The organism is Allomuricauda sp. XS_ASV26, assembly GCF_041224615.1.
In the GTDB taxonomy this organism is placed as follows: Bacteria; Bacteroidota; Bacteroidia; order Flavobacteriales; family Flavobacteriaceae; genus Flagellimonas; species Flagellimonas alginolytica.
The window spans coordinates 846,835-859,527 of record NZ_JBGFGK010000031.1 but is presented as its reverse complement, the minus strand read 5'-3'; the positions used below and the strand labels follow the sequence as shown (position 1 = coordinate 859,527).

The window sequence follows — 12,693 nt, the reverse complement described above, 5'->3', positions numbered from 1 at the left end:
TGAGCGTTTAAATTGTCCAGGTCTAAGCCTCATCCCTTTTTTATTCCACTATTATAGTGTTTCCCTCAGTTGTTAACTTTACTTCATTTGTATTTTCGATTATTGTTAGGATTTTTTCCAATTCTTGGTTTCTATTGAACATACCATTGAATTCAATGGCTGCCTTTTCTTGATTTTTTATCTGTATTTCGGCATTGTACCATCTAGAAATGGTCACCAAAATTTCGCCTAATGGCATATCCTTAAAATTGAACAAGCCATCTTTCCAGGCAACTATACTGTTTACATCGGCCTTTGCAATCTGAACGGTTCCGGCCAATGGGTCAAACACTGATTGATACCCCGGAGCAAGTTCCTCCGTATTTCCGTTCTGATTCACCGTAACTCGACCATGCACCAAGGCTGTTGACACTTCGCTATCTTCCCGATAGGCCTTAATATTAAACGCCGTTCCTAACACATCCACTTCCTGGCCTTGGGTTTTAACCATAAAATGAGTACCGTTGTGGAGGCTGCTCGGGGAAACCTCAAAATAGGCCTCACCATATACCAATTCAACTTTTCTTGGCTGATGGTCCACAAAATTTACGGGATATCTAAGTTGGCTGTCCGAGTTGAGCCACACCTTGGTGCTATCCGAGAGCACAACATAGAACTGACCCCCTCGAGGTATGGTCAGTGTGTTATAGGTTAATCGGGCATTCTCACTGGACCTGCTCTTTTGATAGACCAATTGCTCTCCGTTACTGCTTACATTTTGGCGTATAAAGGAATCCCCTTTTTCCAAGGCGACCTGGGTACCATCCTCCAAGGTCAAGGTTGCTTTATCCGTACCTACCTCGATTTTCTTTTCGGCAACCTGTTGGATAGGAAGTTCGTGCTGCGATTTTTTAAACACCAACGGAAGCGATACGATTAGCAAAATTACCGCTGCAGCTACATATTTTATATAAACTGCGTTCCGTTTCTTTCGTTCTATGGCCAATTTTGAACTTAGTTTGGACCAACCTTCATCAATACCAACAGATTCGGGAGATTTTAGATATCCTTTTTCTACCCTATCAAAATAGTTTTTGTGCCGTTCGGATTCAGCTATCCATGCATCAAAAATTTTTCTCTCCTCTTCCGAAAGGGAGTTGTTCAGCTTTTTAAGAATGAGTTTAAATTCCATGCGATTTGACCATATCTCACCACTAAGACAATCAAATCATAAGAATGGGTGACAATTTTTTGACAAAAATTTAAAAAACAGGTTAAAATAAGAAGGTTTTGACAACCCGATATCGCTACTTGGTAAGCAAAACAGCGATTACCGTGATCAATTGTTCAGCAATTCTGATCTTGGCTCGCTTTAATTGTGTCTTTACCGTATTGACGGATATTCCCAGCTCTTCGGCAATGTCCACGTATTTATAATTTTCGATATATTTCATGCGTACAATACGTTGCATCTTAGATGGTAACATTTCAACAACTTTGAGTACTTGATTGTGTATAATGAGTTGATCCTCCTCAGAAAAAACGTCCAACTCGTAATCAGTACCAATAAAATGCTGCATATCCAAAACCTTGGCGCGATCTGTAATTTTTATTGATTTTAGATGATTCAGGCATCTATTGCGAACCATCGTGAAGAGATACGCATTAAAAGAGGTCGCGATTTTAATTTTGGAGGCATTCTCCCATAAATAGATAAAAACCTCCTGTACAATATCTTCACTGATCGATTTTTCGAAAAGATAGCTATCGGCGTACTGAACCAAATCTTCGTAGGTATCCTCAAAAAACCGTTTGAACACAAACTGGTTCTTTTGCTGTATTTCCCGAAAAACCGATAGAGAATCCAAAACAGTACCTAATAAGTTTAGTAGACCAATTAATCAAAAGGACAAACTAATCTAAATAATAATTTAACACAAAAACAATATATTTTTTTATGATTTACAAAATTTTTAAATCCAAACTACAGTATTCTTATTGAATTATAATGATTTTAACCAGATTCAAAAATTTTATTTAATTTGCAGCGTCCACTTTTGTTTTCCCTTTTTTTCTTATTTGTACAACTAGATTGTTGTTGAAAATTAGATATGTTTTAATTTCTTAATCATCAACAATGGGCTATTTATATAAATTATTTTGTCTTTCTGGTTTAACGGTGGCCAGCATAGTATTTCTTTTGCTTTGGGGTTGCGAACATCAACCCAAAACAGCTGCAACCAATAGTAAAACCATAGGATTTTCCAAGAATATCCTAGATTTTAGAGGGAATCCCACGACTCCAGAGTCCAGAAATATGCTTATGTACTCGGATCAGGGAGCTTGGTTCGCTTACGGATTTCCATCCAAGGTTACGGATAAATTAGGATTTACCGGGCCTTTTTTAATGACCCAACAAAATGGTGTCTGGTCTGGAAATTCTCTGGCGCAATTAGAGGTTATTTTAGCGGATGGCAACAGGTGGAATCCAACTGAAACCATTCAGAATAGCTATGCCAGCCATTTGGAGCAGCAATTTAAGGATAGGGAACTGGCAATTGTTCAAAAACTGGTTTACCTTTCTCCGCATACGGCTGTTCAACAGACCAGAATAACTAATGTGTCACAAAAACCTATCGCTTTAAACCTACGCTACACAGGTAACCTATTTGCCAATGGTATTGTGTTTTCCACTACGGATCAAGGCCTCCAATTAACATCTGAGCATAGTAAAGCAAAAGGGTATATCCGTTTTTTAGACTCCAACACCAAACTAAAGGAAGTAAACAGCCTAAGCTATACTAGCATGGAACAACATTTAATCTTAGAACCTCAAACTTCTAACGAATCTATTGTGGCACAAAGCTTTATTTTTCCAGAATATGATCCAATAAAGGAAAATAAAGAATTGGATAAAATAAATTTTGATACCGTTCTCCAAGATCGGATCAGGGAAAAAGAAAACCAATTGGATACCCTATTCCAAAATACCGATACGAAATTCAAAGATGATCGATATGCAGAGGTATTGGCCAAAACTTTGTTAACGCTTCAGAACAATTGGCGTGTGCCAGCAGGTGAATTGCGGCACCAAGGCCTTTTTCCCAGTTACCATTACGAATGGTTCCATGGATTTTGGTCTTGGGATTCTTGGAAACATGCGGCCGGACTTTCCTATTTTAACCCGGAATTGGCCAAGGAACAAATAAGAGCGATGTACGACTTTCAATTAGAAGATGGCTTTATCATAGATTGTGTTTATAGGGATACCACAATTGAGCCCCATAATCTAAGAGATACCAAACCACCATTATCTGCTTGGGCGGTATACAAAGTATTTAAAAAGGACCCGGATAAGGAATTTTTAAAAGAAATGTATCCCAAACTAAAAAAATATCATCAATGGTGGTACAACAAAAGAGATCATGACCAAGACGGTATATGCGAATACGGTTCTACGGACGGGACGGTACTAGCGGCAAAATGGGAAAGCGGTATGGATAATGCCATTAGGTTCGATGCGACCCAAATGGTAAAAAACGGAGAAGGTGCATATTCCATGAACCAAGAAAGTGTTGACCTTAATGCCTACTTGTATGCAGAAAAAATATACCTAGCAGAACTGGCAAAGGTCATAGGTAAATCATCAGATCATGAAACTTATATAGCCGAAGCGGAGATGCTGAAATCGAAAATTCAATCACAGTTTTACAATACAGAAGATGGTTGGTTTTACGATACGGACTTGTCCGGTACTACTTTTGTAAAAGGAGCAGGCAGTGAAGGTTGGATTCCTCTTTGGGCAAAAGTAGCTACTCAAGCACAGGCCACTACCATAAAAAATAAAATGATGGACCCCGAAAAATTTTATGTAAAAGTTCCTTTTCAGACCATGTCCAAGGACCATCCAAAGTTTGATCCCATGAACGGTTACTGGAGAGGACCCAATTGGCTGGATCAATCCTATTTTGGCGTAAAGGGATTAAAAAATTATGGATTTGAAGCCGAAGCGCACAAGGCAACCTTGCAAATATTAGAAGGTGCGGAGGGCGTAATGGAAAAAGGAATTTCAATTCGTGAGAACTATCACCCGTTAACGGGAAAAGGGTTGTATGCCAAAAATTTTAGTTGGAGTGCAGCCCATATCATCATGTTGCTAATGGAAGAATAGAATGATTTACAAAGATTTACAGATCAGTACACAACAGGCCTCTAAATTGGCCCTGGAAAAGTTTGGTATAGCCGGTAAAGCAGCACTATTGCCCGGCGAAGTAGATTTTAATTTTAAAATTAATACACAAAAGGGAAATTACATACTAAAAATATCCCGTCCGGGCGTGGATACGGCTTATCTGGATTTTCAACAAAAAATACTTCTACATGTAGGAGACACGGACAAAGTAACACCCTACCCAAGAGTGGTAATGGATTTAGAAGGGAACGCCATGGCAAAGTTTAAAGATGCTTCGGGAAGAGAACGTTTTGTGCGGTTGCTAACCTGGGTAGAAGGAAGGGTTTGGAGCCAAGTAAACCCACAAACCAGCGTACTGCGTTACAAACTTGGTATACTGGGCGGAAAACTAACACAAGCGTTATTGGACTTTAGCCATCCCAGCGCCCATCGGGATTTTGAATGGGATGTGGCCCAATCGTTATGGACCCAACAATACCTGCATTTGTTCCAACCGGAAGAGCAAGAAATCCTGGCTTATTTTCAAAATCGATTTCAAAAGAACCTACCCATCTATAACACCCTTCGTAAAAGTGTTGTACACAACGATGCGAATGACAATAACATTATCGTATCCCATGGCTTAAAGGACCCGCAGGTCAAAACGGTTATTGATTTTGGAGATGCGGTCCATACCCAGACCATTAATGACTTGGCGGTAGCTTGTGCATATGCCATTTTGCACCATAAAAATCCCCTGGATGCCGCTTTACCCTTGATTTCGGGATACCATCAATCTTTTTCTCTTTGGGAAGAAGAACTACCCCACCTATATGATCTAATTGCCATGCGGTTGGTGATTTCCGTTACCAAATCTGCTATGAACAAGCTAAAAGAGCCCGGTAATACCTATTTGCTCATCAGTGAAAAACCGGCATGGCAACTATTAAAAAAATGGTACACGATACATCCAGATTTTGCCCATTTCAGTTTTAGAAAGGCATGTGGTTACCAACCCCATCCGGAACAAAAAGCTTTTGAACAATGGGCCCAACAAAACTCTATTGGTCTATCGGAGTTGTTTCCTTCGGAAATACGGCATAAAGCATACCCTTTGGATTTGAGCGTTTCCAGTACGTGGTTGGGGCATCAGCAAGATTTTGAGGATATTCACTATTTTAATTATCGCATAGAACGACTTCTACAAAAACACCCAGACCGAATTCCTGCTGGCGGCTACTTGGAACCGCGTACGGTATACACATCGCCTACTTATGACCAAATTGGGAACCAAGGGCGAGAAAGCCGAACCATACATCTTGGTCTGGATTTTTGGCTACCAGAAGATACGGCGGTACATACCGTGTTGGATGGAGAAGTAATAATTGTAGAAAATGATGCCGGATATAAGGAATATGGTGGACTTGTAGTTCTAAAGCATCAAACCAAAGCATTCGAATTCTACACCCTTTACGGACATTTGTCAGTCCAATCGGTCACGAATTTAAAATTGGGTCAAAAACTTAAGAAGGGGGACCGGATAGGTTATCTGGGCAACATTACCGAAAATGGCAATTGGTCGCCCCATTTGCATTTTCAAGTCATGCTTTCCCTTTTGGGAAATAAAACAGATTTTCCCGGAGTCGCTTATGCTAGAGAAGCGGATATCTGGAAAAGCATTTGTCCAGACCCCAATACGTTGTTCCAGTTAAAAAATTTAGGTACAACAAACAGTATAGCCAACAAAGAGCTCTTGGCACAACGAAAAAAGCATTTAGGAAAAAGCCTGAGCTTAAGTTATAATGAGCCTATAAAAATAGTTAGGGGTGCCGGTGCTTATCTTCTAGACCCATATGGTAACAAGTATTTGGACACCGTAAATAACGTAGCCCATGTAGGTCACGAACATCCTGCTGTAGTAAAGGCAGGCCAAGAACAAATGGCTTTGCTCAATACAAATTCCAGGTATTTACATGAAAATATAGTAACCCTGGCCCAGGCCTTAATAGCAACCTTACCTAAGGAATTAAGTATTTTACATTTTGTTAACTCGGGTAGTGAGGCAAACGAACTGGCCATTAGAATGGTAAAGGCCGCAACGGGGCAGAAAGATATTATTGCCTCAGAAGTTGGATACCATGGTAACTCCAACACCTGTATAGACATAAGTTCTTATAAATTTGATGGCAAAGGCGGCAATGGAGCCCCAGAACACACCCATATTTTTCCACTACCAGATGCATTTAGGGGCAAGTACCGAGGTGCAGACACAGGAGGGCAATATGCGCAAGAGGTGCAAAAGCTTGTTAAAAGCATACAAAAACAGGGAAGAGGTGTTGGGGCCTTGATCGTTGAGCCGATTATTAGCTGTGGCGGACAAATTGAACTGCCCAAAGGATTTTTGTCCCAAGCCTATGCATATGTGAGAAAAGCAGGCGGACTTTGCATATCGGACGAGGTGCAGGTTGGTTGTGGCAGGCCTGGTACTACGTTTTGGGGGTTTCAGTTGCATGGTGTGGTACCAGATATCGTAACCATAGGAAAACCGTTGGGCAATGGACATCCCGTTGCTGCAGTAGCCTGTACGGCCAATGTAGCGGAAAAATTTGCCAACGGCATGGAATATTTCAACACCTTTGGGGGTAATCCCGTCTCCTGCGCAATAGGAACCGCTGTTCTAAAAACGATAAGAACAGAAAAGTTACAACAAAACGCCAAGGAAATTGGTGGTTTCTTAAAACGGGGATTGCAACAGTTGGCCCAAAAATTCCCAATTATTGGAGAAGTACGGGGAGAAGGCTTTTTTCTAGGTTTTGAATTGGTGGACACTTCTCTACGGCCGCTACCAGATCAAACAGAATACTTGGTAAACCGTATGAAGGAGCATTTTATATTAATGAGCAGCGACGGACCGGACCATAATGTGATCAAGATAAAACCGCCAATGGTATTTAATAAGGCCAATGCGGAAGAATTACTGTGCTACCTAGAAAAAATATTAGGAGAAGATTATATGCAAATCCGGTAAACTTATTTAATTTGATGAATTTTAAAAAAATCCTCTTCACGATTACGGCTATAGGATTTTGGGGGTGTGTTCCAAACGAATTGCCAACGATTCCTGCGCAAAAGAACCATTTTGACCACACTGTTTTTGAGGATAACAAATTGCCTCCAAGGGCCCATTTTTTTGCTTTTGAATCCCAATCCGTTCAAAAAAAGGAAGACTCCAGACGTTTTTTGGATTTAAATGGTGAGTGGAGGTTTCATTTTGTGAAAGATCCAAGGAAAAGACCACTTACTTTTCATCACAACTCTTTTGATGATCGTAAGTGGGAAACGATTTTCGTTCCTGGTAATTGGGAAGTACAAGGATATGACCATCCAATTTATTTGGATGAACGTTACCCATTCGATACCGAATGGCCCAACATCCCTACGGATTATAATCCTGTAGGTAGTTATAGAAAAGAGGTAGTCTTAACCGAAGACATGTTGTCGGAAGAATTGATATTGCATTTTGAAGCCGCAAAATCTGCCATGTATGTTTATATAAACGGAAAATATGTAGGGTATTCCCAAGGTAGTAAGACCCCTGCGGAATTCAACATCTCAAATTATGTTTCCAAGGGAAAAAATCTAATCGCACTACAATTGTTCCGCTGGAGCGATGCCAGTTATTTAGAAAGTCAAGACATGTTACGAATGAGTGGAATCGAGCGCGGCGTTTATCTCTATAGCAGGCCAAAGGTCCACATAGCAGATCATTATTCCTATACTAATTTGGACGACTCTTATACAAATGGTATTCTTAAAGATACTTTATGGTTAAGGAACACTTTGGATAAAAACGCGCTAAGAAACTTGTCTATTGTGGTACGGAACCAGGAAAAGGTAGTGTTAGAACTCAACAAAACTATTGAAATCCCCAAAGGGTGTACCGTACCCGTAACTTTTGCCGAAAACATAAAAAACGTACAAAAATGGTCTGCGGAAAATCCTGCCCTATATCAGCTCAAAATTAAATTAAGTGATGATATAAACCCTAATAACAATGAATATATTACCACCAAAATAGGGTTTAAGCGGGTAGAAATAAAAGACGCTCAAGTATTGTTCAACGGAGCGCCCCTACAGATAAAAGGTGTTAATAGACACGAGACCGACCCATTTACGGGGCATGTGGTTTCCAAAGAAAGTATGGAACAGGATATTAAATTGATGAAGCAAAATAATATCAATGCCGTAAGAAGTGCTCATTATCCCAACGATCCCTACTGGTTAGAACTTTGTGATCGGTATGGATTGTATGTTGTTGATGAGGCCAATATAGAGAGTCACCCATTGGCCATTCATGATAGCACCCAAATAGGGAACGAAAAGAGTTGGTTACCAGCACATATGGCCAGGATAGAACGGATGTATTACAGAGACCGTAACCATCCATCTATCTATTCTTGGTCCTTGGGTAACGAGGCAGGTCACGGCAGTATATTCAAAACAGCCTACCAATGGTTCAAAAATAGGGAAGACAACCGTATTGTACAGTACGAGCCGGCCCAAAAAGAGGATTATACCGATATTTATTGCCCTATGTACCCAAAGCCAAAATACCTAATAGAGCATGGAGAATCCAGTACGGACAAACCAGCAATAATGATAGAATACGCCCATGCCATGGGAAACTCCGTGGGGAACCTACAAGACTATTGGGATATAATAGAGGCATATCCCAGCCTACAGGGAGGTTATATTTGGGACTGGGTGGATCAAGCCTTGGAATATAAGGACAAAAATGGTAACCCCTATTTAGCCTATGGTCACGATTACCATCCAGATTTACCCACAGATGGTAATTTTTTGAATAATGGATTAGTAGATCCATATCGTAATCCACACCCTCATCTAACTGAGGTAAAAAAAGTCTATGAACCGGTACAGTTCAATTATTTGGGAAGAGGCATCCTTGAGGTAACCAATAAAAACTTTTTTACGGATTTTTCAGACAAAACATTCCGGATACGGCTATTGGCAGATGGAAACATCATTAAAGAAATCCATAAGAAAATAAACGTTCTTCCACAAGGCAAAGAAAAGATTGAGGTAAAGCAATTACTTGAAAATTGGCAACAAGGAGTAGAGTATTTTTTAGAAGTTAGCCTGTTACAGGATACGCCAACGGAATTATTGGACAAAGGCTTTGAAATTGGTTGGGATCAATTTGTATTGCAAAACGGAAAAACCACCATACCCAAAACCGGTTCTGATGCCATATTTACCGTAGCTACCTCGGAAAAAAACATTGAAATAACCAACAATGTTGTTTCTCTACAATTAGATAGAGAAAACGGCGATATTATTTCTTGGAAGTTTCAGGGACAAACCATTACCGAAATGCCTATACGACCAAACTTTTGGCGACCACCAACGGACAATGACCTGGGCAATGGAATGGATAAATGGGCAAGATTCTGGCAAGATGCCAGTTATGGATATACCGCTGTGCTAATAGAGGAGCCTAAGCAAATCAATGATCATGTGGCCTACACGGTTCAATATTCTTTGCCTAAAAAAAAGGCTGAAGTAGAGATTCGCTATAAGCTCATGAACAACGGGAACTTACAACTCACCTACCGTTTTGAGCCCAAAAAGAGGGGGTTGCCCCATATTCCAAGATTGGGTCTTTACCTAACCTTGCCCAGAACATTTAATAGGGTCAATTGGTACGGAAAAGGCCCTGAAGAAGGGTATTGGGATAGGCAAACGGGCCTTAAAATTGGAAAATACTCTGGAAATACGACCAAACAATTTCACCGCTATCCAAGGCCCCAAGAAACGGGCAATAAAACTTCAGTAAGGTGGATGGAACTGCGTGCAAATACACTATCCTTAAAAGTAGTTGGTGATACCCTCCTAAATTGCAGTGTTTGGCCTTTTGGGATGAAAGAACTTGATTTTGATTCCAATACAGACGGTGCAGCATCGGCATCAGGTTTGGTGCCAGTAACCAAAAAACATGGAGCGGACATTATGTTGGGAGAAAACCTGCAGTGGAATATAGACTATTTGCAAATGGGCGTTGGCGGCGATAATTCGTGGGGAGCAGAGGTACATGATGAATATAAAATAAAACCCAAAGAGTACAGCTATTCTATAACGCTAATACCTGCTGTATTTAACCATTAAAAAAGGCCGTCTAAAAAGTAGTGAAATGCGCCATTCTGAACTTGTTTCAGGTTGACAGCTATTGACTTTTTAGACAGCCTTATCGTATTTAATTACAGGAATGATTACCAGTAACCTACTAAACTAACCTACCAGTAATTGTTGCCTCTTACTTCAATTATTCTTGTATCGGTCCAAAATTTTGGAAAACAACATCAATTTAAGTTGTGAATAGTTTTTTAAATGCTCCATGTAGCCATCCCTGTTTTTTTCATGCGTATTCAAGTAATAGGCATCACATTCCAAGGTATCGCATTCTATGGCATTTGCCATGTTCCGTTCGTACCGGTATAGGGTCCCCAATCGCAGTTGGTTTTCCCTTTGCAATGCCAATAATCTTTGTTGAAGGCTTGCATTGCCCAAAAGTCGCTTTTCCAATGGGATGAGGTATTGCAACTCTTCATTGATCAGTTCCATGTTATCCGTCCAATTACCTATTTCCAATTTATCCTTTTTACTAAGAATATTGTTTATGGATTCGTGATAATATGGTCTACCTACTTGTTTCATATTACCATGTTTATATCTATAGGTTCGTTTTCTTGCTCAATATGCTCAATGGTCAATTGCTGAACACCTGAAGGAAATTCCCATAAATAGGTATCTCCTTGTGCATAACCAATTACCGATGCCCCCATAGGGGTCAAAATGGAAATATGATTGTTCCTAACATCACTTTTGCTCGGCATTACCAATTTGAATTTCTTGTGCCATCCGTTTTCGGAAGTGATCGTGACCCATGAATTGAAGCGTATGACATCCTTGGGCATATCTTCCCCATCCAAAATCTGTGCTGATTCCATCTCTTCTCTAAGTTTTCCCACAGATCGTTTAAAGGTATCGTCTTTATGGTAACCAGTAAGGTTTATCAGCCGTTTGAGAAGAACATATTCCTTTTTTTCAATTATCAAACTCCCATATTTCATTGTGTCATTCTTATAAAATTATTGTTAACCTCATCATACTTCACTTGATAATTTTTCCTTGATCAAGGAAAAATACCTCTTTGTACATAGGCTTCTTCAAGTCGCTCAATAGCAATTACAAATGCAGCGGTCCGTGCATCGATTTTCTCGGTTTTTGTTTTTTGCATTACCTTACTAAAGGATTCCCTCATCTTTTTCTCCAGCTTTTCCAACACCTCATCCAGTTGCCAAATCTCTCCGTTACGGTTTTGCAGCCATTCAAAATAACTACCGATGACACCTCCTGAATTACATAAAATGTCCGGGATAATGTCCACCCCATTTTTTAACAGTATTTCTTCGGCCTTTACATCTGTAGGCCCGTTTGCGCCTTCCGCGATAAGGCTTGCCTTTATTTGTGGTGCATTTTTTACCGTAATCTGATTGCCAAGAGCTGCTGGAATACAAATATCACAGTCCAACCCAAAAAAATCAGCGTTATCCACAGGATTGCCACCACTAAAACCTAGTATACTCCCTTTATTGGCCTTGGCATAGTCCAAAAGTTGCTCAGGATGAATACCGGACTCATTGTAAATACTTCCATAGGCGTCTTGTACCGCAGTAAGTAAGGCCCCTTCTTCATGTAGAAAATGGGATGCCCAATATCCAACATTACCAAAACCTTGCACTATGAATTTTTTACCTTTTAGTGAAATGTTCTTGTGTTCCGCCCAAAACTTAATGGTCAAGAAAACACCATACCCTGTAGCTCTATCCCTACCTTCGGAACCACCCGCTCCAATGGGCTTACCGGTTACTACGTGTAAATTCTTGGACCGCTCGTTGGGAGATTTTGTGGACATATAAGTATCCAAGATCCAGGCCATGGTCTGTGGATTGGTGTTTACATCCGGAGCTGGTATATCTAGCTCAGGTCCTATATTGTCACCCAGGGCATAGGTAAACCTTCTGGTGATCCGTTGTAACTCGTCCTGGGAATATTTGGTCGGATCTAGCTGGATTCCTCCTTTGGCTCCACCATAGGGCAATCCTGCCAAAGAAGTTTTCCATGTCATCCACATGGCCAAGGCCCGTGCGGCATCGATATCCACAGTTGGGTGATATCGCAGACCTCCTTTATATGGCCCAAGGGCATTATTATGCTGAACACGGTAACCTGTAAAAATTTCTACCTCGCCATTATCCATACGGACCGGAAAGTGGACCACAAATTCATTGTTGGTCACTTCAAGGATTTTTCTGATATTCTTGTTTAAATCTATAATGTCAGCGGCATTGTTGAATTGACGCATAACATTATCCAGCATCCCTTGCTTTTTTTGCTTCTTCTCTGATGTTATCGTTGTTGTCATATGTAATTTTAAGATACTTCTACCTTCTTTTTTTGAT

Annotated in this window: 8 protein-coding genes; 3 read left to right on the top strand and 5 right to left on the bottom strand. The window is 40.3% G+C overall.

Translation table 11 applies throughout. The features are described from left to right. Positions 1-40: 40 nt before the first annotated feature. On the bottom strand, positions 41-1,171 hold the full coding sequence (locus tag AB9K32_RS11310) for a FecR family protein (protein WP_369885219.1): 1,131 nt from the start codon (positions 1,169-1,171) through the stop codon (positions 41-43). Positions 1,172-1,286: 115 nt separating this feature from the next. Continuing rightward, positions 1,287-1,847: an RNA polymerase sigma-70 factor gene (locus AB9K32_RS11305; protein ID WP_224834922.1), complete on the bottom strand. Its 561-nt coding sequence runs from the start codon at positions 1,845-1,847 to the stop codon at positions 1,287-1,289. A gap of 269 nt (positions 1,848-2,116) precedes the next feature. On the opposite strand from AB9K32_RS11305, the gene AB9K32_RS11300 reads away from it, so the two are divergent. The 3 genes from AB9K32_RS11300 to AB9K32_RS11290 are packed head-to-tail and all read left to right on the top strand — an operon-like array spanning position 2,117 to position 10,336. Then, positions 2,117-4,150 (top strand): trehalase family glycosidase, encoded by a 2,034-nt coding sequence (locus tag AB9K32_RS11300; protein WP_369885218.1) that lies wholly within the window; start codon positions 2,117-2,119, stop codon positions 4,148-4,150. Between the two features lies 1 nt (position 4,151). Further along, positions 4,152-7,178, top strand: coding sequence for an aminotransferase class III-fold pyridoxal phosphate-dependent enzyme (locus AB9K32_RS11295; RefSeq protein WP_369885217.1), 3,027 nt, complete (start codon positions 4,152-4,154; stop codon positions 7,176-7,178). A gap of 14 nt (positions 7,179-7,192) precedes the next feature. Beyond that, positions 7,193-10,336: a glycoside hydrolase family 2 TIM barrel-domain containing protein gene (locus AB9K32_RS11290; protein WP_369885216.1), complete on the top strand. Its 3,144-nt coding sequence runs from the start codon at positions 7,193-7,195 to the stop codon at positions 10,334-10,336. Between the two features lie 153 nt (positions 10,337-10,489). Here AB9K32_RS11290 and AB9K32_RS11285 read toward each other — a convergent pair whose 3' ends face one another. The 3 genes from AB9K32_RS11285 to AB9K32_RS11275 all read right to left on the bottom strand — a co-directional run bounded on the left by AB9K32_RS11285 (position 10,490) and on the right by AB9K32_RS11275 (position 12,656). After that, positions 10,490-10,885 (bottom strand): hypothetical protein, encoded by a 396-nt coding sequence (locus AB9K32_RS11285; protein WP_224834926.1) that lies wholly within the window; start codon positions 10,883-10,885, stop codon positions 10,490-10,492. Continuing rightward, positions 10,882-11,301 carry a GreA/GreB family elongation factor gene (locus tag AB9K32_RS11280; protein ID WP_224834927.1) on the bottom strand — a complete coding sequence of 140 codons (420 nt, stop codon included), beginning with the start codon at positions 11,299-11,301 and terminating at the stop codon, positions 10,882-10,884. Before AB9K32_RS11280 ends, AB9K32_RS11285 begins: the two co-directional genes overlap by 4 nt. Before the next feature lie 62 nt (positions 11,302-11,363). Continuing rightward, the gene (locus tag AB9K32_RS11275; protein ID WP_224834928.1) at positions 11,364-12,656 is read right to left on the bottom strand and encodes a Glu/Leu/Phe/Val dehydrogenase; all 1,293 of its coding nucleotides are present in this window, start codon (positions 12,654-12,656) and stop codon (positions 11,364-11,366) included. Positions 12,657-12,693 lie beyond the last annotated feature (37 nt).